This is a genomic window from Streptomyces sp. NPDC013317, assembly GCF_055563155.1.
The window spans coordinates 648,461-669,441 of sequence record NZ_JBVHDX010000003.1 but is presented as its reverse complement, the minus strand read 5'-3'; the positions used below and the strand labels follow the sequence as shown (position 1 = coordinate 669,441).

Genomic DNA, 20,981 nt, shown 5'->3' with positions numbered 1-20,981 from the left:
GCCCCGGCGACGCCGTACGGCACCTGGCCGTGTCCGTCACTGCCCGGAGGCGGCCTTCGCCCGCAGGGACGCCCATGCCCGTTCCCGTACGTCCGGACGGAGCAGGACGTCGACCGCCGTGCACGCGAGCGCCTCCGCCGCGGCCAGCATCACGTTCCGCGCCCGGGGCCCCGCCGCCGCCTCCGCGAACTCGGGCGAGTGACGGGACCCGTCCGCATCGTCCATGACGGCGATCCACGGATGGATCCCGGGCACCCGCGTGCTGACGTTCCCGAAGTCGGAGGACCCCAGGTAGACGCCTGGTACCGGTTCCGACAGCGGGATGCCGGCCCGGTCGAGATGCCCGGCGAACAGCCCCGACAGCACCTCGTTGTCACGGACGTGCTCGTACCGCCCGCCCACGTCGGTCACCTCCACCCCGGTACGGGTGGCCAGTGCCACGCCCTGCGCGCAGGAGCGCAACTCCTCCACCAGCTCCTCCAGCGCGGACGTGGTCCCCCCGCGCAAGCCGAACAGCCCCTCCGCGTACTCGGGGACGATGTTCGTGGCACGCCCGCCGTCCGTCACGATGCCGTGGACGTGCGATCCCGGCGGAAGGCGCCTGCTCAGCACGGACAGCGTGTTGAAGAGCTGGATCAGCGCCCCCAGCGCGTCGATCCCCTCCGTGGGGCTGCCGGTCGGGTGCGCGGCGCGGCCGTGGAAACCCACCCGCACCTGCGCGCTGGCCGTCAGCGGCGCCCACCTCCAGTCGTACACACCCGGATGGAACATGAGCGCCGCGTCCACGCCCTCGAACAGACCCGCCGCCACCTGCGCGACCTTGCCGCCGCCGCGCTCCTCCGCGGGTGCGCCGACCGCCAGCAGCGTCCCCTCCACCTCACCGTCGAACGCGGCCCGCACGGCGAGCGCCGCGCCGAGGCCCGCCGACGCGATCAGATTGTGGCCGCAGGCGTGCCCGAGAAGCGGCAGCGCGTCGTACTCCATGAGCAGCGCCGCACAGGGCCCTTCCCGGGTGTCGGCCGCCGACCCCGTCCTGGCCGTGAACGCGGTCGGCAGACCGGCCACCCCGCGTACCACCTCGAAGCCCTCCCGTTCGAGTTCGCCGGCCAACAGGGAGGCCGCCCGGTGCTCTTCGTACGCGGTCTCCGGTTCGCGGTGCAGCGCCAGGCTCACGTCCCACAGCCGGTCGGCGCGGGCGGCCACCTCCTGCCCGACGCGGGCGTGCAGGGACTCCAGGCTCTGTGACACGTGCGCCCTCCTCCGGCTCGGTCGCTCGCCGCGACACCCCACGTGTTCCACGACCGGAGCGGTCGCACACCGAGGGGGCCCGGAGTCCGGCTCGCCGTGACGGGCGACGGCGACCCGGCCCCCGTAGAGTCGTAGCCATGCCGGACCTCACGCTCGACCAGGTCGAGGCCATCGCGCGCGAAGGCCACGCCCACGAGAAGGACGAGACGGGGCGGCCCTACCTGGAGCACGTCCAGGCGGTGGTCGACGGTGTGAGGAAGCGGGGCGGCTCGGACGAACAGCTCGCCGCCGCGTGGCTGCACGACACGATCGAGAACGATGTCCTCTCCCGCGAGTGGCTGGCGGCGGCCGCGCTTCCCCAGCGCGTGAAGGACCTGGTCGACGCCATGACCAAGCGCCCGGGCGAGGACGACGAGGCGTACACGCGGCGGATCCTCGCCACACCGGGCGCGCTCCTCGTCAAGGAGGCCGACCTCGCCCACAACGCCGACCCCGCCCGGCTCGCCCTCCTCGACGAACCGACCCGGGTCCGTCTCGGTGAGAAGTACGCGAGGCTGCGGCGGCTGCTCGGCCTGTGAGGGCCGGACTTCAGGCTGTGGCCCAGCGGTTCTCGATCAGCGTGGCCTGTTCCCGCAGCGCCGAGATCAGCTCCCGGGCGGCCCGGTTCGACGCCGAGCGCGGCACGGCCACGCTGATCTCCCGGGCGAGTACCGGTCCGGCCAGAGGCCGTGCGACGAGGTCGGGGCGCGGGGCTCCCAGGGCGAGCCGGGGGATGAGCGCCACACCCGTCCCGGCGGCCACGAGGCCCTGGACCACCGCGTAGTCGTCCGTGCGCATCGCGTGCAGCGGCTCGAAGCCCTCCTGGCCGCACGCCCACGCCAGCACGCGGTCGCAGGGGTCGTGCGGGTCGGCCGCGCCCACCCACGCGGTGTCGCGGAGATCGCCGAGAGGCACCTGGTCCAGCCCTGCGCACGGATGGTCCTCCGGCATGACCAGGAGCAGCGGGTCGGACAGGAGCGGGTGGACCTCGACGTCCTCCTCCAGGTTGAGCCGGTCGCCGGGCTGGGAGAAGACGAGGGCGGCCTGGAGCTCCCCCGCGCGCAACGCCTTCAGAAGCAGGGGCAGTTCGCCCTCGGTGAGCGAGATGTGGACGCCCTGCTGGTGGAGGCGTTTGACCGCCGGCGCCAGGAGCAGGGCTCCGGCGGTGGGAAAGGTCCCGATGTGGATCGTGCGCATGCCCCGCTCGGCGAGGTTGCGCACCTCCAGCTCGGCGTGGCGAAGGCGTTCGAGCACGACCTCGGCGTGCGGCAGCAGCGCTTCGCCGAGCTCGGTGAGGGTGGCGCCGCGTGGCCCGCGCTGAACGAGCTGGGCGTTGAAGTGCGCCTCCAGAGAGGCCAGATGGTGGGTGATCGTCGGCTGACTGTAGTGCAGCGCCCGCCCGGCGGCGGCCAGCGACCCCTCCTGGGCGATGGAGCGGAGTACCTGGAGATGTCTCACGTCGAGCATATAGAGATCCTATGGAGGGCTCACGAAAAGTCCACCATTCCTCGATGACTCCAGCGGTGTCACGCTCCCGGGGTGAACACGCGAACGACCGATCTCCGCACCCCGATCCCCACCGATCCCGGCTCCGGCCAGCTGTCCGCGCCCTTCGCCGAGGCCGTGCTCGCCCACGCGGCACGGGACTGGCTGAGGCTGAACGTCCCGGGACATGCCGCGGCTCCCGGATCGGACCTCGCCGGGTTCTTCGGCTCGCGGATCACGTCCCTGGACTTCCCCCCGCTGCTCGACGGCATCGACCTCGGCGCGGACACCCCGCTCGACAGGGCGCTGGCGCTCGCAGCCGAGGCCTGGGGCGCACGGCGCACCTGGTTCCTGACGAACGGCGCCTCGCAGGGCAACCAGATCGCCTCGATGGTCGCCCCCTCCCTGGGGCGGACACTCGTCGTCCAGCGCAGTGTGCACTCCAGCGTGATCGACGGGCTCGTGCTCTCGGGCATGGACGCGGTCTTCGTCCAGCCGTCCGTCGACCCCGAGCAGGGCATCGCCCACGGCGTGACCGCCCAGGACGTCGCGGCGGCGCTCCGGCGCACCCCCGACGCGGCCGCCGTGTACATCGTCTCCCCGAGCTACTTCGGCGCCGTGGCCGACGTGCGCGCCATCGCGGACACCGCCCACGCGGCGGGCGTCCCGCTGATCGTCGACGAGGCATGGGGATCCCACTTCGGCTTCCACCCCGCCCTTCCCACGGGCGCGCTCTCGCTGGGCGCGGACCTGGTGACCTCCAGTACGCACAAGCTCGGCGGCAGCCTGACGCAGTCGGCGATGCTCCATGTGGCGGAAGGCCCCTTCGCGGACCGGCTGGAGGCGCTGGTGGACCGGGCGTTCCGGCTCGTGCAGTCCACCAGCGCCAGCGCCCTGCTGACCGCCTCCCTGGATCTGGCGCGCAGGAGCCTCGTCACCGACGCGGACGCGACGGCTGCGTCGGTCGAGTCCGCCGACAAGGTACGCGGGGTGGTGCGCGCGCTGGGCCGCTTCCGGGTCGTGAGCGACGGGTTCGCCGCCTTCCCCGACATCGTCGGCACCGATCCGCTGCGGATCGCCCTGGACACGCGGGCCGGCGGGATCACAGGGCACGAGGCCAGGCGACTGCTCTTCAGGGACCACCAGGTCATGGTCGAGGTGGCCACCGACGCGGCGGTCGTCGCCGTGATCGGCGCGGGTTTCGTGCCCGACACGGACCGGTTCCTGGAGGCCCTGCACACCCTTCCCTCCCCGCTGACCGGATCCGCCGCCGACCCGGCGGCCGTACCGCAGCTGCCGGCGCCCGGCCCCGCGAAGCTCACGGCGCGCGAGGCGTTCCTGAGCCCGACCCGGGTACTGCCCGCGGAGCAGGCCGTCGGACGCGTCTCCGCGGACACGCTGGCCGCGTACCCGCCCGGCATCCCCAACGTCCTGCCGGGCGAGGTCATCACCGCCGAGGTGGTCCGCTTCCTCCAGCGGACCGCGACCGCACCGAACGGCCACGTCCGTGGAGCGCTCGACCTGGGCGTCACCCGGCTGCGCGTCGTCGACTGACCGCTCGACGCGACCGGCGCCCCGCGTCCTGGCACACCCCTGCAACCTCGCCCCGCACCCCCCGCCCCCCCACGACCCGCCCCCCCGCACACCGCACCATCCCGAACCCGCACCGTCCCCGAGAGAGAGCACGACCATGGCCGCACGCAATCCGATCCGTCAGGCGATCGCCGCCGCCGTAGCCGCGACGACAGCCACACTGCTGCTGGGCGCCTGCGGCGACCAGACGGGCACCGGCACAGGCTCAGGCGGCAGCCGGGCCGGTGGAGCACCGAGCGACGCTCCCCTGTTCGACAAACTGCCGAAGAAGTACCAGGACGCAGGTGTCATCAAGGTCGGTACGGACGCCGCCTACGCGCCGATGGAGTTCATCGAGAACGGGAAGATCGTCGGTGTCGACCCCGACATCGCCGACGCCCTCGGCAGACAGCTCGGAGTGAGGTTCGTCTTCACCAGCGGTACGTTCGACAGCCTCATCACCTCCCTCAACTCCGGGCGACAGGACATCGTCATGTCGTCGATGAGCGACACCAGGGCGCGCCAGGAGGGTCTGGACGGGAAGGGCCAGAAGACCGGCAACGGCGTGGACTTCGTCGACTACTTCACCGCGGGCTCCGTCGTCTACGTCCAGAAGGGCAACCCGCGGCACATCGCCTCCATCGCCGACCTCTGCGGGCAGCCGGCGGCGGTACAGCGGGGCACGACGTTCGAGACCGTCGTCAAGACGCAGTCGAAGGACTGTGAGGCGGACGGAAAGCCGGCCATCGAAATCGAGTCCTTCCCGACCGATGCCGAGGCCCAGACCCGGGTGAAGGCGGGCGGAGCCGTCGCCGGCGTGAACGACTTCCCGGTGGCCGTCGACCTGGCGCGCAAGGCCGACGGAGGAAAGGCCTTCGAGGTCGTCGGCGACCAGATCGAGGGCGGCCCCTTCGGCATCGCGGTCGACAAGAGGAACACCCAGCTGCGTGACGCGCTGAAGGAAGCGCTGGACGCGATCATCAACGACGGTTCGTACAAGAAGGCGCTGGACAAGTGGGGTGCGGGCTCGGGGGCCGTGACCTCGGCCGAGATCAACGGCGGCTCCTGACCTCTCGCGTATCACTGAAGGGCAGTCGCTGTGACTGACAAGATCGACACGATTCCGGCCGGGACGGAACCCGTCCCCGCCGGAGTCCGGCCGGTGGCCATCAAGGCCATACCGGTCCGCCACTACGGACGCTGGGTCGCCGGCGTCGTCGTGGTTGCCCTGCTGGCCCTCCTGGGCCAGGCGTTCTCCCAGGGCAACGTTCGCTGGGCCACCGTGGCGGAGAAGCTCTTCGACACCTCCGTGCTGAGCGGCCTGGGCAACACGGTGCTCATCAGCGTCGCGTCCATGGCGCTGGGCCTGGCGCTCGGCGTGCTGTTCGCCGTGATGCGGCTCTCGAAGAACCCGGTGACCAGCGCGGTCGCCTGGCTCTACATCTGGATCTTCCGAGGCACCCCGGTCTATGTGCAGCTGCTGATCTGGTTCAACCTCGCCCTGATCTTCCCGGTCTTCGACATCGGGTTCTACCGGGACGAGATGACCGACGTCATGACCCCCTTCCTGGCCGCCCTGCTCGGGCTCGGCCTGAACGAGGGCGCGTACATGGCGGAGATCGTCCGCGCGGGCATCCAGTCGGTGGACGAGGGACAGACGGAGGCCTCGCAGGCCCTGGGCATGAGCCAGGGGAAGACGATGCGGCGGGTGGTGCTCCCGCAGTCGATGCGGGTGATCATCCCGCCGACCGGCAACGAGTTCATCAACATGCTCAAGACCTCGTCCCTGGTCGTGGCCGTCCAGTACCCGGACCTGCTGCGCGCCGCGCAGGACATCGCCTCGACGTCGTTCGCGGTCATGGAGATGCTCTTCGTGGCGTCGATCTGGTACCTGGCTCTGACCAGTGTGTTCAGCGTGGGTCAGTACTACCTGGAGCGGCACTTCTCGCGTGGTTCGCTGCGGTCCCTGCCGCCGACCCCGCTCCAGCGCATCCGTACTAACCTGAACTTGTTCAAGCGTTCTCCGGAGGCAACGCGATGACGGCCATGGTGAAGGCCGAGGGCGTCCACAAGTCCTACGGCGCCGCGCACATCCTGCGGGGCATCGACCTGGAGGTCGCTCCCCGTGAGGTCTTCTGCCTGGTCGGGCCCTCGGGCTCGGGCAAGTCGACGTTCCTGCGGTGCATCAACCACCTGGAGCGGATCGACGGCGGCCGGCTCTCGGTCGACGGCGAGCTGGTGGGCTACCGCCAGAAGGGCGACAAGCTCTACGAGCTGAAGGACAGCGAGGTCGCGGCCCAGCGCCGGGACATCGGCATGGTCTTCCAGCGGTTCAACCTGTTCCCGCACATGACGGCCCTGGCCAATGTCATGGAGGCGCCGATCCAGGTGAAGGGCGAGTCGAGGGCCGTGGCCCGCGAGCGCGCCGAGCGGCTCCTGGACCGGGTCGGCCTGGCCGACAAGGCCGGGAACTACCCCTCACAGCTCTCCGGCGGCCAGCAGCAGCGTGTCGCCATCGCCCGCGCGCTGGCGATGGAACCGAAGCTGATGCTCTTCGACGAGCCGACCTCCGCCCTCGACCCCGAGCTGGTGGGTGACGTCCTGGACGTCATGCGCGACCTCGCCGAGGACGGCATGACGATGATCGTCGTCACCCACGAGATGGGCTTCGCCCGCGAGGTCGGCGACAACCTCGTCTTCATGGACGGCGGCGTCGTCGTCGAATCCGGCCACCCCCGCGACGTCCTGGGCAACCCCCAGCACGACCGCACCAAGGCATTCCTCTCCAAGGTGCTCTAGGGCGTGTTGCGAAAGTCCCGCCTGCCCCGCGACGCCTGGCACGCACGCTCGCTGCGTTGTCGGGATCGTCCGAGTACACCCGGTACGAGGACGACCCTCCGCCTTGCGATCGCACGCACCAGACGCCGCGGGGCCCGCCCTTCGGGCGGACGGCGCTACTTTCGCAACACGCCCTAGGGGCGGCCACGGTTGGGGACGTACGGGAACCGGCCCGGACGTCCCCTCCTGTCAGGTCGGACCGGGCCGGACGTCGGTGGCGTCAGCCCCGGGGACGGGCGGTCGGGAGGTGCCAGCGCCCGGTTCGGTGCTCCGCGTGGCACCTGTGTCATCCGCGGCTCGCGGTGCAGTCCGCCGGTGTGGGGCGGCCGGTCGGCCAGGCGAGTCCGACGAAGCGGATGCGGCCGGGCGCGTCCGGCGCGAGCTCCACCACGGAGACCGCCTTGTTGTACGGGTTGCCGTAGTTGTCGAGGCAGATCCATCCGCTGGCACCGTCGACCTTGCCCATTCCGTGCAGCCGCAGCCACGAGTCGCTGATACGGCCGAGGGTGGGGATGACCGGGTCGCCGTCGTCGCGCATCCGGATGGCGGTGATCGCGGTGAGCCCGGCGTCGTAGAAGGTGATCGTCCGTGAGTCGGTGAGCTCCACCGGGCCGATGTCCCCGACCTCCTTGCTGCCGGCGAGCGTGGCCAGGGTGCGGAAGGCGGCCGGGGAACCGCCCGTGGTGGGGGCCTTGGGGCCGCTCCAGGCGTCGGGATGGGCGACGGCGGCGTACTGGAGGGTCACGCTCTTGCGGAAGGCGTCCCAGTCGAGGAGCTTGTCCGAGGAAAGCGTGGAGGCGCCCGAGCCGGTGATGATCGTGTACTTCTTCTCGGTGCAGCCCCGGTTGCCCAGTTCGTTGACGAACTGCCGTAGCTGGACCGGTCGTCCGGCGAAGTAGATCACTTTGGCCGCCGAGGTGCAGATGGTGTCGACCATCTGGTCGAAGGCGTTGGCGGTGGTGCCCTCCTCGTGGAACTCCTCGGGCGCGCGGTACTGCTCGGGTGCGCGGGGCGACCCCACGGTCCGCGCGGCGAAGGCCCGCTTCAGCGCGTCGACGTAGTTGTCGCCGGTCCGGATGTCTTCGACGACCAGGGTGTGCCGGGGGTCGATGCCCGCGTTGAAGTGCGACAGGGCCCTGGCCTGGTCGGAGGTGGTGGGGACGACCCGGGCGAGCCCCGGGTAGGCGTCGGGCCGCTGGGCGCTGTTGCCCGAGTCGTCGGCGGTGATGGGGCCGCCGACGACGGGAATGCCGCGCTCGCGGGTGAGGTAGCCGATGGCGGCCTGGGTGGTGGCGGTGGAGACGTCGAAGCCGATGACGGCCCGGAGGTTGTCGGTCGTGGATTCCGACATGGCCCCCAGCTGTTCGGCGACGGGCCGCCAATGGGCGTGGCTGCGGCCGGGGTTGGCGAGCAGAAGCCGGATCGCCGGCTTCTTGCTGTTGGAGTCGTGGTTGGCGCGGTACTGCGCGAGGTAGGCGCCCTGCACCTCGTGGAGCGTCTTCTGCTGCTCGAAGGCCTGCGTCGGTGCCATGGGCAGCATCACGGCGACGGAGACGTGCGGTTCGCCCTTGATCCGCTCGTTCTCCGTCTTGATCCGTGCGCTGACCTCCCTGAGGTTGTCCGCGAAGACGTAGCCCCCGTCGGTGACGCCCGTGCACTCCCGCGAGCCCTCCGGGCCCCGTTCCTCGATGCCCTTGCCGCAGGCCGGGTCGGGCCCGAGGACGAGGATGCCGGCCCATACGGCGGCGCCGAGCACGGCCAGGGCGACGACGAGGGCGGCGGCCTTGGTCAGCGGCCCGCCGGGCAGTCTCGAGATGAACGACGTCATGACGCGGCACCTTCCTGGACGGGCAGGTCGGGAGCCTGTGCCCCGGCCCGCAGGCGGGCGGGCCAGGCGGCGGACGCCTCGCGGTAGGCGGCGTGCGCGGCCTTGTTGCCGTACAGCGTCTCCAGCGCGATGCGGACGGTGGTCAGCTCGTCCTCGCGCGGGGCGAGGGTGAGCGGGTCGGAGAGCCGCCAGAGCAGCGGCACGAGGGAGGCGATCGCGTCGTGGTGCGGTCCGGGAAGGTCGCTGCCGCAGGCCGTGCACGACAGGAACCGGCTCGCGGCGGGGGGCTCGTACCCGGCGCGCGGGTGGGGGGCCGAGCAGACGACGTTGAGCGCGGCCAGCCATGCGTCCGGCGGGGTGACGGTGAACCGGTGGTGCAGGGCGCCGACCACCTCGTCCACCCGGCCAAGCGCCAGCGTGTGGTGCAGGTACGTGTCGCCGCGCGGGTCGCACAGGGAACGCAGCCGGAGCTGGGTGTCGCGCCAGCGTTCGTGGGAGACGGTGGCGGCCAGCCGGTGCCGCAGCAGCAGATCGAGGGCGCGGTCGCCGTCGAGACAGGACCGGGTCCGATAGTCGTCGGCCTCTCGGACACGGACGGCGACCAGCTCCTCGGAGTGGTCCTCCGGGTGGGAGAACGTCCACAGCCCGCGCCGGGTGCCCGCCTCGGCGGCGGCGGAGAGCAGCACGAGGCGCTCCCGTAACACGGGGTCGGGCAGCAGCTTCGCGAGGAGCGCGGGCGCGGCCTCGTCGAGGAGCTCCCCGCCCCGTATCGTGCCCACGTCCTCGACCCTGCGGACGGCCGCGTCCGCCAGGATGCGGGCGCTCGCCGCGCGGCCGCCGCTGTAGCGGGCGACGACGCGGGGCAGGTGGTCGGGATAGTCGACGGGGCTGAGCATCTCCGCGATATGGGCGGGTTCGATGCCGGGGATGCTCAGGACCAGTGGCCGCGCCCGCGGGACGGCGTCACCGCCGACCTCGGTCAGCGGCGGGTGTCCGGACGCCCGGCCGAGCAGCGTGGCGAGGACCACGGGGCGCGTCGGCGCCTTGCCCGGCGCGTCGCCGGGTCCGAGGTCCCCGGCGTCCAGCAGGTCGAGGAAGTCGCGTCCGACGTCGGTGTGGGCGTTGTCCAGGAGCAGCAGCGGCCGCGGCTTCCGGTTCAGCCGGCGCAGCGTGCCGTAGTTGGCGTCGATGTCGCCGAGGAGCGCGGCGACGAGGTGCTCCTCGGCGGTACGCCGGCGGTCGTCGAGTCTGCGGAAGCCGCGGACGAACTGGAAGAGCCGCTGCAGCGAATCGCCCTGGTACCCCTGCGAGCGGTGCAGTCGATCGCCCCACCAGGCGAGCGAGCCCTTGTCCGGCTCGCTCCGCACGAGCTGTGCCCGCGCGGTGTCGAGGACGATCCCGGCGATGGTGTCGAGGCCCGGAACGGCGGACAGGACCAGCGGGAGGTTGTCCGTGACGACGTCGAACCAGCGGCCGAGGCTCTCCCTGCGACGCCGTACGTCGGGGTCCTCGGCGGTGATGAGGGTGCGCAGATCGGCCTCCGCCCGACGCAGGTCGGGCGGTCGCACGTCGGTCTCGTCGCTGTTCAGCGGGCGCCAGGCGGTGACGACGAGAAGTCCGAGGGAGAGCCGAGGGAAGACCATCGGCTTGCCGAAGTGCCTTACGTCCAGGCCTAGTTTGTACGCGAGGAGATACAACAGGTGCGTGATGCGTGAGGCGTTGGGGACGCCGTCGTCGCCGTCGGCCACACCGGGTTCGCCGAACCCCGGTGCGCCGAGGTCCACCCGGGCGAGCGGCACCCGGCCGTTGTACGCGTCGTGGACGGCGCCCAGGAGGGCGGTCTTCCCGCTGCCCCGGCCGCCGACGATCCGTACGACGGGCGAGCCCTTGGGATAGGCGAACGGAACGAGGTACCCGTCCTTGTGATGCAGCCCCACGAGCCGGGGGACGAACCCCTCCTGCAGGGCCTGCTGACCGTACAACCTCCCGCCCATGGCGCTACCGCCTCCCCCTGTGAGCCGCGCGTCAAGAGATCAACTGGTCGTGCACAAGGGGAACTTACCCGAGATGCGCCTGTTCGGCAGTGGGGTTGCGGGCGATCGGAGGGGAAGGGCGCAGCCGCTCGCGGGCGGGCCTACGGGTGGGGGAGCCGGCCGTAGTACATGCCGAACCTCTCGAGGTAGCCCGGCTCGCCGCCGTACTTCGTCGCGTCGAATTCCGGCGCGTCCTTGACCTCGTCCTTCGTCCTGTTGAGATACACCGTCCGATGCGCGGCGTCCACCCGTGTGATCGTTCCCGCCGGCAGGAGAACGCGCTTGCCGAAGATCCACGTGCCCGTGTCGACGACGACGAAGGACGAACCCACGTCGTCCGAATGCTCGTCGATGGTGCCGATACCGCCGTCCATCGCCTCGACGTCGAAGCCGACGAGGTCCCGCCCCGGCTCGTGGCCGGCTTCCGGTGCGTACCGCCAGATGTTCTCGCCGGTCATGGTCCCCAGCTCCTCTCCGGCTCCACGGTCCCGCTCGGCCAGGTGGACGGGGCGGGGCCGCATACGCGCGGACCGCACGAGAGCGGCTACCCGCATCGGCGGCCTTGATGCGGGTAGCCGTGTACGTGCCGACGAGGGAGATCCGGTGCGGTGAGCCGTGGTCCGCTGGGTAGCCGCGCCGTATGGAACCCTATGAGACCGTCCCGCTCAGCGCCGTCGCGCTCGTCTGCACGCTTTCCCCGTCCCCCGCACCGTCCAGCTCGCACCTGCTGGCCGAGCAGACCATGGCCGCTCTCCGGCAGCACGGGGTCACCGGAAAGGTGATCCGCATCGCCGACCACGACGTCAAGCCTGGCGTGGAGGTGGACATGGGCGACGGGGACGACTGGCCGGGCATCCGCGAGGCCGTCCTGAACGCGGACATCCTCGTCCTGTCCACGCCGATCTGGCTCGGCCACCCCTCCAGCATCGCCCAGCGCGTCCTGGAGAGGCTCGACGCCGAGCTCGGAGAGAGCGACGACGAGGGCCGCATGCTCACCTACGGCAAGGTGGCCGGTGTCTGCGTGGTCGGCAACGAGGACGGCGCCCACAAGGTCGGCGCCGACCTCTTCCAGGGCCTGAACGACGTCGGCTTCACCCTCCCGGCGAACGCCGTCACCTACTGGGTCGGCGAGGCCATGCAGGGCACCGACTACCAGGACCTGGACAAGGTCCCCGCGAAGACGGCGGCCACCACCGCCACCCTCGCGTCCAACGCCTCCCACCTCGCCCGCCGCCTCAAGGGCACGCCGTACCCGCCGAGCTGACCCGCGCTCTCGGCCGCGTTCCCTGCAGACGGCGTGCCGGACGCCGCGCACGGAGGAACGGCCGTCCTGTCGGCGTTCACCTCGTAGGAACTCATCGGGAGAGGAAGCAACCGTGTCGACCAAGGTCTCCGACTTCATCCTCCAGCGTCTGCGCGAGTGGGACGTGGATCATGTGTTCGCCTACCCAGGCGACGGCATCAACGGCCTTCTCGCCGCCTGGGGCCGCGCCGACGACAAACCCAGGTTCGTCCAGGCACGCCACGAGGAGATGTCCGCTTTCGAAGCCGTGGGGTACGCCAAGTTCTCGGGCAAGGTCGGCGTGTGCGCGGCCACCTCGGGCCCGGGAGCGATCCACCTCCTCAACGGGCTGTACGACGCGAAGCTCGACCACGTTCCCGTGGTTGCCATCGTGGGACAGACCGACCGCAGCGCCATGGGAGGCTCATACCAGCAGGAGGTCGACCTGTTGAGTCTGTACAAGGACGTAGCCTCCGCGTTCTGCGAGATGGTGACCGTCCCCGAGCAGCTGCCGAACCTCATCGACCGTGCCGTCCGGACGGCCTACGCCCTGCGGACCGTCACCGCCATCGTCGTCCCCGCCGACGTGCAGGAACTCGACTACTCCCCACCCGAGCACGCGTTCAAGATGGTCCCCTCCAGCCTCGGTACGTCCTCCTACGCTCCCGTCCCGGCCGAGAGCGAGATCATGCGCGCGGTCGAGGTGCTCGACGCCGGCGAGAAACCCGCCGTCCTGATCGGCCAGGGGGCGCGCGGCGCACGCCGGGAGGTCGAGGAGATCGCCGACGTACTGGGAGCGGGAGTGGCGAAGGCGCTGCTCGGCAAGGACGCACTCGGGGACGACCTCCCCTATGTGACCGGCTCGATCGGACTGCTCGGCACCCGGCCCTCGTACGAGATGATGCGGGACTGCGACACCCTCCTCGTCGTGGGCTCCAGCTTCCCGTACACGCAGTTCCTGCCCGAATTCGACCAGGCGCGCGCCGTGCAGATCGACATCGATCCCTTCATGATCGGGCTGCGCTACCCCTTCGAGGTGAACCTGGTCGGAGACGCGAAGACGACGCTCAGGGCCCTCCTGCCGCGGCTGAGGCGGAAGAAGCACGGGGGGTGGCGCAAGAAGATCGAGAAGGAGACCGCGCGCTGGTGGGAGGTCATGGAGCGCCGGGCAGCCGTGGACGCCGACCCCATCAATCCCGAGTACGTCGTGCACACTCTCGACGCCCTCCTGCCGGACGACGTCGTCCTCGCCGCCGACTCCGGTTCGGCGGCCAATTGGTACGCCAGGCACCTGCGGATGCGGGGCTCGATGCGGGGCTCGCTGTCCGGCACGCTCGCCACGATGGGTCCTGGGGTGCCGTACGCGATCGGCGCCAAGTTCGCTCATCCCGACCGGCCCGCCGTCGCGCTCGTGGGCGACGGCGCGATGCAGATGAACGGGATGGCCGAACTCGTCACCGCCGCCAAGTACAGCTCCTCGTGGCAGGACCCGAGGCTCGTCGTGGGAGTGCTGAACAACCGGGACCTCAACCAGGTCACCTGGGAGATGCGTGCGCTGACCGGAGCGCCGCAGTTCCTGCCCTCCCAGGAGCTCCCCGACGTCCCGTACGCCGACTTCGCCCGCTCCATCGGCCTGGGCGGGGTCCGGGTGGAGAAGCCGGAGCAGGTGGAGGCCGCCTGGCGGGAGGCGCTGGCGGCCGATCGTCCCTTCGTCATCGATTTCCGCACCGATCCGGCGGTGCCGCCGATTCCTCCGCACGCGAGCCTCGATCAGATCGAGGCCGCCGCGGCGGCCGTCGTGAAGGGCGACAGCGACCGGACCGGCATGATCCGGCAGGGCCTCAAGGCCAAGGTGCAGGAGATGCTGCCCGGCCGCCGCCACCGCGAAGGTGACGACGGGCCGTGACGGGCCGGGTCAGAGCGCGAGCACGATGGCGTAGACGAGGAAGAACAGGGCGACCAGCACGGCCAGCGCCACGATCAGCACGAGCGGACCGCGCCCCCATCCGGCCTTGAGAGGTCGGTGGGGGCCGGTGGCCGTGCCGGTGCCCGCCTCTGCGGGGGGAGTCTCGCCGGGCGGCACCCCGCCACCCGGTTCGAGCCCTGAGGTCGTGCGGGGGTCGGGATCTGGATTCGCATCAGGGTACTTTTCGGTCATGCCGGGCGGCTCCCCGTCGCGGCCGAGACCATGCCTGGCGGGCGCCACGGGTTCGTCACCGCTCCGGCTCGGCGGTCAGACGCCGTCGATGCCCGTCTCCTCGTGGACCGCGGCCTCCTCGGCCGAGGTGATGCCGTCGTCCGGGCCCACGTCGTCGGCCACGATCGTGGTCGTACTGCCTCCGGCGGGCACGGCGAGACGGCCGGCGCGCGACAGGCCCGACTCTGCGTCGACGGGCTCTCCTTCCCCGTCCGGGAGGTCGCCGATGTCGTCGCCGTCCGGGGTCGCGACGTCGGGGCTCTCCTGGGCGAGGCGGTCGTCCAGCGACTCGCCCTCGCGCTGTTCCCGTACGGTCGTCCCGTACCGGGTCACGCCCCGAGGGTGATCCGGTGGGGAGTAGCCGGGTTCGCCCATGTCCTCCGTGACCGGTGTGCCGAGGGCGTTGTCCGGATCGAGCTCGCCGTCGGGGTAGTCCCCACTTTCCGCGTCCGCGGGCTGGTAGACGTCGTCTCCACGGGAGGTCGGCTGGTTCTCGGACATGGTCCGGATCTCCTCTCGGTGCGGTCGTACTCCGCCCCGTCCAGGGCCGGCGACAGGCCGTCCCCGTTTCCGTCCCCGTGCTGATCCGCATCCTCAGGGTATCTCCGGCGACGCCGCCAGGGCGGATCTCGCCCTGCTCTCGCCTGCCCGGCCCCGCCCCTCTCATGCCCGGGCGAGCGCTCTCCTGCTCGACCTTGCATATGTCAGGTCTCAGCCTCCAAACACCTCATAGACGCACACGGCTTCGGCTGCGACGGTACGCAGCTGCCGCCCGCCGCACTGGGCTGCGTCCCCTGCGGAGATCCCAGGAGACGGATCCCATGCACTCTGTCGTCCACCGCCGTTCCCGGACCCGGCGCACGGCCAGGGCCCTCGCCCTCGTGGCGGGAGCGGCCCTCGCCGTGACCGTCCCGTTCGCCGCGTACGCCAACTCTGTCGGCGTCACGGTCCGCACCCCCGGTGCCACCACCGGGCCCGCTTCCACGTTCGCCGAGATCATCACCGACGCCACCTGCTCCAGCGGCCTGATCTACGGCGGCGGCATCAGCCAGACCATCGGCACCGGCACCTCCTCCAACGGCAACGAGATCAACGGCACCGTGCCCAGCCCCGACGGAAGCACCGAGTTCGCGACGACAGGGCCGGTCGTCCTCTGCGAAGCGGCGCGGTCACCGGCCCGGCCACCTTCGACTCCAACACGGGCGGCACCACGCTGAACGGCACCACCGTCACCGGCCCCTCGAGGTGCGAGGGCAACACCCCCGCCCCCGAGACGACGGGCGTCACCGGGCGCGGACCGCGCCACGGTCAGTGCCGCTGACACCGGCGGACCGACGGCACCACCGCGAACGCCGACGCGGGCCGGAGGACGTCCGTCCTCCGGCCCGCGTCCGGCATGCCGACACCTCGGCTACGCCTCGCCGGCGTCCCGCCCCGCGTACACGTCGTCCGTCCCGCCGGGCTCCCCGAACGCGCGGAGGAGGCGTTCGGCCGCCGTCGTCGCCGTCAACTCACCCTCCCTGACCTGCTGTTCGAGGCCGGGAGCCAGAGCCCGTACGGCCGGGTGGGCGTGCAGGCGCCCCAGCAGCTCCTCCCGGACCATCGTCCAGGTCCAGTCGACCTGCTGGTCGCGCCGGCGGGCCGCGAGGCGGCCCGTCGAGTCGAGCAGCGTACGGTGCTGTTCGAGGCGCTCCCAGACCGTGTCGAGACCGGTCGACTCGCGGGCGCTGCAGTGCAGCACCGGCGGAGTCCAAGCGGCGTCCGCGCCGTGCATCAGCCGCAGCGCCCCCGACAGCTCACGAGCCGCCGCGCGGGCGTCCCGCTCGTGCGGTCCGTCCGCCTTGTTGACGGCGACCACGTCCGCCAGCTCAAGCACGCCCTTCTTGATGCCCTGCAGCTGGTCTCCCGTCCGCGCGAGCGTCAGCAGCAGGAACGAGTCGACCATGTCGGCCACGGCGGTCTCGGACTGTCCGACACCGACCGTCTCGACCAGGATCACGTCGTAACCGGCGGCCTCCATCACGATGATCGACTCGCGGGTCGCCTTGGCGACCCCGCCCAGCGTCCCGGCCGTCGGCGACGGCCGTACGAACGCCGCCGGGTCCACCGCGAGCCGCTCCATCCGCGTCTTGTCGCCCAGGATGGAGCCGCCCGTCCGGCTCGAGGACGGGTCGACGGCAAGGACCGCGACCCGGTGGCCGAGACCGGTCAGCATGGTGCCGAACGCGTCGATGAACGTCGACTTCCCGACCCCCGGCACGCCGCTGATCCCGATCCGCCGCGCCTTCCCGCTGTGCGGCAGCAGCTCGGTGAGCAACTCCTGTGCCAGGGCGCGGTGCTGGGGGCGGGTGGACTCGACGAGCGTGATCGCGCGGGCCACGATCGCCCGCTTCCCGCCGAGTACACCCTTCACATACGCGTCCCGGTCGATCACAGCTCGTGCCCGAGACCGTCCGAGAGCCGCTTCACCAGGTCGTACGCCGCGTCGGGGATCACCGTCCCGGGCGGGAAGACGGCCGCCGCGCCCATCTCCAGGAGGGTCGGCACGTCCTGCGGGGGGATCACGCCGCCGACGACGATCATGATGTCCTCACGCCCCTCCGCTGCCAGCTCCTCGCGCAGCGCCGGTACGAGGGTGAGGTGTCCGGCGGCCAGCGACGACACCCCGACGATGTGCACGTCCGCCTCGACGGCCTGCCGCGCGACCTCGGCGGGCGTCTGGAACAGCGGGCCGACGTCCACGTCGAAGCCCAGGTCGGCGAAGGCGGTGGCGATGACCTTCTGGCCGCGGTCGTGGCCGTCCTGGCCCATCTTCGCGACCAGGATGCGGGGGCGGCGGCCCTCGGCCTCGGCGAACGCGTCCACGAGGGTGCGGGTGCGGTCGACGGAGGGGGACTCGCCGGCTTCGTTGCGGTACACACCGGAGATCGTACGGATCTGGCTCGCGTGCCGTCCGTACACCTTCTCCAGGGCGTCGGAGATCTCGCCCACGGTGGCCTTGGCGCGGGCCGCGCGCACGGCGAGCTCCAGCAGGTTGCCGTCGCCGCCGGCCGCCCGGGTGAGCGCGTCGAGCGCGTCCCTGCAGGCGGTCTCGTCGCGCTCGTCGCGCAGCCGTCGCAGCTTGGCGATCTGCTGGGCGCGCACGGAGGAGTTGTCGACCTTCAGCACGTCGATCTGCTCGTCGGAGTCGACGCGGTACTTGTTGACGCCGATCACGGGCTGCCGGCCGGAGTCGATACGGGCCTGGGTGCGGGCCGCCGCCTCCTCCACGCGCAGCTTCGGGATCCCGGCGTCGATGGCCTGCGCCATGCCGCCCGCCTGCTCGACCTCCTGGATGTGCTGCCAGGCCCGGCGCGCCAGGTCGTACGTCAGCTTCTCCACGTAGGCGCTGCCGCCCCAGGGGTCGATCACCCGCGTCGTGCCCGACTCCTGCTGGATGAGGAGCTGCGTGTTGCGGGCGATGCGCGCCGAGAAGTCGGTCGGCAGGGCGAGCGCCTCGTCGAGGGCGTTCGTGTGCAGCGACTGCGTGTGCCCCTGCGTGGCCGCCATCGCCTCCACGCACGTGCGCGTGACGTTGTTGAAGACGTCCTGCGCGGTGAGCGACCAGCCCGACGTCTGCGAATGGGTGCGCAGCGAAAGGGACTTGGCGTTCTGCGGGTCGAACTGCTTCACCAGCTTCGCCCAGAGCAGCCGGGCCGCCCGCATCTTGGCGATCTCCATGAAGAAGTTCATGCCGATCGCCCAGAAGAAGGAGAGCCGGGGCGCGAAGGCGTCCACGTCCAGGCCCGCCTCACGTCCGGCGCGGATGTACTCCACGCCGTCGGCGAGGGTGTACGCCAGCTCCAGGTCGGCCGTGGCACCCGCCTCCTGGATGTGGTAGCCCGAGATGGAGATCGAGTTGTAGCGCGGCATCCGCTGCGACGTGTACGCGAAGATGTCGGAGATGATCCGCATCGACGGCTTCGGTGGATAGATGTACGTGTTGCGGACCATGAACTCCTTGAGGATGTCGTTCTGGATGGTCCCCGCGAGCTTCTCCGGCGGCACGCCCTGTTCCTCGGCCGCCACGATGTAGAGCGCGAGCACCGGAAGCACCGCGCCGTTCATGGTCATCGACACGGTCATCCTGTCCAGGGGGATGCCGTCGAAGAGCTGACGCATGTCGTAGATCGAGTCGATCGCCACACCCGCCATGCCGACGTCGCCGGTCACCCGAGGATGGTCGCTGTCGTAGCCGCGGTGCGTGGGCAGGTCGAAGGCGACCGAGAGGCCCTTCTGGCCGGCCGCCAGGTTGCGCCGGTAGAACGCGTTGGACTCCTCGGCGGTGGAGAAGCCCGCGTACTGGCGGATCGTCCAGGGCTGGTTGACGTACATCGTCGGGTACGGTCCGCGCAGATACGGAGCCATGCCCGGATACGTCCCCAGGAAGTCCAGGCCCTCCAGGTCCTGCCCGGTGTACAGCGGCTTGACCGCGATGCCCTCCGGGGTCTCCCAGAGCAGGTCGTCACCCCCGGCGGCCTTCTTGACGGCCGTCCGCCACTCGTCGGCGCCGGCCGCGGCGGTCGGAGTCCCCAGACCGATCGCGGAGAAATCGGGGATGGACATCAGGACACTCCCATGCGGTCGAGCGTGGCGGAGAGTACGGCGACGGCGTCGCAGCCGGCGAAGACGTAGGAGTCGACACCGGCGTACGCGGCGGGCCGCCCGGCGAGGAACACATGGCGGGCGCCCAGCGCCCCGAGCTCGGCGGCCCGGTCCGCGGCCTGCTCCTCGTACAGCGCGTCGCTGGAGCAGAGGCAGGCCTCGGTCGCCCCGCTCTCCTCGAAGGTGCCCTCCACGACGGGCTCGATGCCGCCCGCCTGGAACAGGTTGGCGGCGAACGTGGCGCGCGCCGTGTGCGCCGCGGCGGGGCCGAGCGTGGCCAGGAAGATCCGGGGCCGTGCGCCGGTCGCGGCGAGATGCGCGTCGGAACGGGCGCGCAGCTCCTCGAAGGCGTCGTCGCGGCGCACGCGCGGCAGACCGCCGGCCGGCCGCTCGGGCGCGGCCTCGCGGACGACGGGCTTCTCGGTGAGGTTCGGGAACTCGCTGACGCCCGTGATGGGTTCGCGCCGCTTCGCCAGCTTCGCGCTGCGCGCCTCCCAGGTGGCGGCCAGTTCCTGCCCGAGACGGCCCGAGCGCAGGGTAGCGGCCTGACCGCCCGTCCGCTCGATGCCCTGGAAGAACTCCCAGCCGGCCTCGGCCAGCTCGTCCGTCAGCCGCTCCACGTACCAGGATCCGCCCGCCGGGTCGATCACCCGGGACAGGTGCGACTCCTCGATGAGGATCGTCGAGGTGTTACGGGCGATACGGCGGGCGAACCCGTCCGGCAGCCCCAGCGCGTGGTCGAACGGCAGCACGGTGACGGAATCGGCCCCGCCCACCCCGGCGGCCAGCGTGGCCACCGTCGCACGCAGCATGTTCACCCACGGGTCGCGACGCGTCATCATGACCGACGACGTCACCGCGTGCTGCGTCTGCGCGCCGGCCGCGCCCGCTCCGCACACCTCGGCGATCCGGGCCCACAGCCTGCGTGCGGCCCGCAGCTTGGCGATCGTCAGGAACTGGTCGGCGGTGGCCGCGTAGCGGAACTCGAGCTGCCCACAGGCCTGTTCGACGCTGAGCCCCGCCTCGGTGAGCTGCCGCAGATACGCGACGCCGGTCGCCAGCGAGCACCCCAGCTCCTGCGCGGCCGAGCCTCCGGCCTCGTGGTACGGCAGTGCGTCGACGGTCAGCGCCCGCAGGCCCGGGTACTCCTCGGCGCACCGGCGCGCGAGAGCGGCGACGGGAGCGAAGCCGAACGACCGGCCCGTACGCGCCTCGAAGCCCAGCGGATCCGCGCCCAGACCGCCGCGCGCGGCCTCCTTCGCGACGCCCCGCTCCTCGTACAGGCGCAGCAACTCCCGCGCGGCGTCCTCGACGTCGGCGCCCGCGTCGAGCACGACGGGTGCGAGGTCGAGGTACACACCCTCCAGGACCCGAGCCAGCGACGACACGGGGACGCCGCCCTCGCCGACGAGCAGCCAGAGCGACGTGACGCCGTTCTCCAGGTCGGTCAGCACCGCCTCGCCGTCGGCGACCGAGTGGCGCTGCCGCACGTCCCAGCCGCCCAGCGTGTTGCCCTCGGCACGGCCTGACCGCACGAAGGGCGCGAAGCCGGGGAAGCCGGGGTCGGACGCGGTGTCTTCGGCGGCGTACAGGGGACGGACGCGAAGCCCGTCCTCCAGAGTGGTCGTCAGGACGTCCTCGGCCGCCGCGCCCTCCACGTCCTTGCCCGACTTGCTCAGCACGCCTGACACGAGGCGCTGCCACTGCTCACGGGTTGCGTCGGAGAATTCGGCGGCGAGGCTGAGCCCGTCGTCGGGAAGGACTGTCATGCTCGGATGCTAGGCCAGGTGAACAAAGGTGCAGCAGGGCACACGG

The 20,981-nt window shown here is 71.5% G+C and carries 18 protein-coding genes; 8 read left to right on the top strand and 10 right to left on the bottom strand.

Annotated features, from left to right (window positions below; translation table 11 throughout):
- Window positions 1-36 precede the first annotated feature (36 nt).
- Window positions 37-1,248 (bottom strand): amidohydrolase, encoded by a 1,212-nt coding sequence (locus ACZ3IJ_RS11815; RefSeq protein WP_467467514.1) that lies wholly within the window; start codon window positions 1,246-1,248, stop codon window positions 37-39.
- Between the two features lie 137 nt (window positions 1,249-1,385).
- On the opposite strand from ACZ3IJ_RS11815, the gene ACZ3IJ_RS11810 reads away from it, so the two are divergent.
- On the top strand, window positions 1,386-1,826 hold the full coding sequence (locus tag ACZ3IJ_RS11810; protein WP_467467513.1) for an HD domain-containing protein: 441 nt from the start codon (window positions 1,386-1,388) through the stop codon (window positions 1,824-1,826).
- A 10-nt stretch (window positions 1,827-1,836) separates the two neighbouring features.
- Here the strand turns inward: ACZ3IJ_RS11810 and ACZ3IJ_RS11805 are convergent, their stop codons facing one another.
- The gene (locus tag ACZ3IJ_RS11805; RefSeq protein ID WP_467467512.1) at window positions 1,837-2,754 is read right to left on the bottom strand and encodes a LysR substrate-binding domain-containing protein; all 918 of its coding nucleotides are present in this window, start codon (window positions 2,752-2,754) and stop codon (window positions 1,837-1,839) included.
- Window positions 2,755-2,826: 72 nt separating this feature from the next.
- Between ACZ3IJ_RS11805 and ACZ3IJ_RS11800 the strand changes: the two genes are divergently transcribed.
- The 4 genes from ACZ3IJ_RS11800 (at window position 2,827) to ACZ3IJ_RS11785 (ending at window position 7,143) form a co-directional block, all read left to right on the top strand.
- The gene (locus ACZ3IJ_RS11800) at window positions 2,827-4,326 is read left to right on the top strand and encodes an aminotransferase class I/II-fold pyridoxal phosphate-dependent enzyme (RefSeq protein WP_467467511.1); all 1,500 of its coding nucleotides are present in this window, start codon (window positions 2,827-2,829) and stop codon (window positions 4,324-4,326) included.
- Window positions 4,327-4,462: 136 nt separating this feature from the next.
- A complete protein-coding gene (locus tag ACZ3IJ_RS11795; protein ID WP_467467510.1) occupies window positions 4,463-5,413 on the top strand; it encodes an ABC transporter substrate-binding protein in 951 nt (316 codons plus the stop codon).
- A gap of 30 nt (window positions 5,414-5,443) precedes the next feature.
- Entirely contained in the window at window positions 5,444-6,385 is a 942-nt protein-coding gene (locus tag ACZ3IJ_RS11790) for an amino acid ABC transporter permease (protein ID WP_467467509.1), read from the top strand.
- 5 nt (window positions 6,386-6,390) lie between these two features.
- Window positions 6,391-7,143 carry an amino acid ABC transporter ATP-binding protein gene (locus tag ACZ3IJ_RS11785; protein ID WP_467466956.1) on the top strand — a complete coding sequence of 251 codons (753 nt, stop codon included), beginning with the start codon at window positions 6,391-6,393 and terminating at the stop codon, window positions 7,141-7,143.
- Window positions 7,144-7,468: 325 nt separating this feature from the next.
- On the opposite strand, the gene ACZ3IJ_RS11780 is transcribed toward ACZ3IJ_RS11785, so the two are convergent.
- From ACZ3IJ_RS11780 to ACZ3IJ_RS11770, 3 genes are all read right to left on the bottom strand, one after another.
- Entirely contained in the window at window positions 7,469-9,010 is a 1,542-nt protein-coding gene (locus tag ACZ3IJ_RS11780; protein ID WP_467467508.1) for a hypothetical protein, read from the bottom strand.
- Window positions 9,007-11,004 (bottom strand): P-loop NTPase family protein, encoded by a 1,998-nt coding sequence (locus ACZ3IJ_RS11775; RefSeq protein WP_467467507.1) that lies wholly within the window; start codon window positions 11,002-11,004, stop codon window positions 9,007-9,009. The genes ACZ3IJ_RS11780 and ACZ3IJ_RS11775 overlap by 4 nt, the downstream gene beginning before the upstream one ends.
- A 140-nt stretch (window positions 11,005-11,144) precedes the next feature.
- Complete coding sequence (locus ACZ3IJ_RS11770; protein WP_467467506.1) at window positions 11,145-11,501, bottom strand: PRC-barrel domain containing protein; 357 nt, start codon at window positions 11,499-11,501, stop codon at window positions 11,145-11,147.
- 182 nt (window positions 11,502-11,683) lie between these two features.
- On the opposite strand from ACZ3IJ_RS11770, the gene ACZ3IJ_RS11765 reads away from it, so the two are divergent.
- Window positions 11,684-12,307, top strand: a complete 624-nt coding sequence (locus ACZ3IJ_RS11765; RefSeq protein WP_467467505.1) for a flavodoxin family protein — start codon at window positions 11,684-11,686, stop codon at window positions 12,305-12,307.
- A gap of 112 nt (window positions 12,308-12,419) precedes the next feature.
- Entirely contained in the window at window positions 12,420-14,231 is a 1,812-nt protein-coding gene (locus ACZ3IJ_RS11760) for a thiamine pyrophosphate-requiring protein (protein WP_467467504.1), read from the top strand.
- 9 nt (window positions 14,232-14,240) lie between these two features.
- Here ACZ3IJ_RS11760 and ACZ3IJ_RS11755 read toward each other — a convergent pair whose 3' ends face one another.
- Both ACZ3IJ_RS11755 and ACZ3IJ_RS11750 read right to left on the bottom strand, forming a co-directional pair.
- A complete protein-coding gene (locus ACZ3IJ_RS11755; RefSeq protein ID WP_467467503.1) occupies window positions 14,241-14,483 on the bottom strand; it encodes a DUF6480 family protein in 243 nt (80 codons plus the stop codon).
- 75 nt (window positions 14,484-14,558) lie between these two features.
- Window positions 14,559-15,023 carry a DUF5709 domain-containing protein gene (locus ACZ3IJ_RS11750; protein WP_467467502.1) on the bottom strand — a complete coding sequence of 155 codons (465 nt, stop codon included), beginning with the start codon at window positions 15,021-15,023 and terminating at the stop codon, window positions 14,559-14,561.
- Between the two features lie 320 nt (window positions 15,024-15,343).
- Here ACZ3IJ_RS11750 and ACZ3IJ_RS11745 point away from each other — a divergent pair, with 320 nt between their 5' ends.
- Window positions 15,344-15,739, top strand: coding sequence for a hypothetical protein (locus tag ACZ3IJ_RS11745; protein WP_467467501.1), 396 nt, complete (start codon window positions 15,344-15,346; stop codon window positions 15,737-15,739).
- A 194-nt stretch (window positions 15,740-15,933) separates the two neighbouring features.
- Here ACZ3IJ_RS11745 and meaB read toward each other — a convergent pair whose 3' ends face one another.
- Genes meaB through ACZ3IJ_RS11730 form a run of 3 tightly spaced genes read right to left on the bottom strand, consistent with a single transcriptional unit; the run spans window position 15,934 to window position 20,935 of the window.
- Entirely contained in the window at window positions 15,934-16,956 is a 1,023-nt protein-coding gene (gene meaB / locus ACZ3IJ_RS11740) for a methylmalonyl Co-A mutase-associated GTPase MeaB (RefSeq protein WP_467467500.1), read from the bottom strand.
- The gene (gene scpA, locus ACZ3IJ_RS11735; RefSeq protein ID WP_467467499.1) at window positions 16,953-19,127 is read right to left on the bottom strand and encodes a methylmalonyl-CoA mutase; all 2,175 of its coding nucleotides are present in this window, start codon (window positions 19,125-19,127) and stop codon (window positions 16,953-16,955) included. Before scpA ends, meaB begins: the two co-directional genes overlap by 4 nt.
- Window positions 19,127-20,935, bottom strand: coding sequence for a methylmalonyl-CoA mutase family protein (locus ACZ3IJ_RS11730; RefSeq protein ID WP_467467498.1), 1,809 nt, complete (start codon window positions 20,933-20,935; stop codon window positions 19,127-19,129). The genes scpA and ACZ3IJ_RS11730 overlap by 1 nt, the downstream gene beginning before the upstream one ends.
- Window positions 20,936-20,981: the final 46 nt, after the last annotated feature.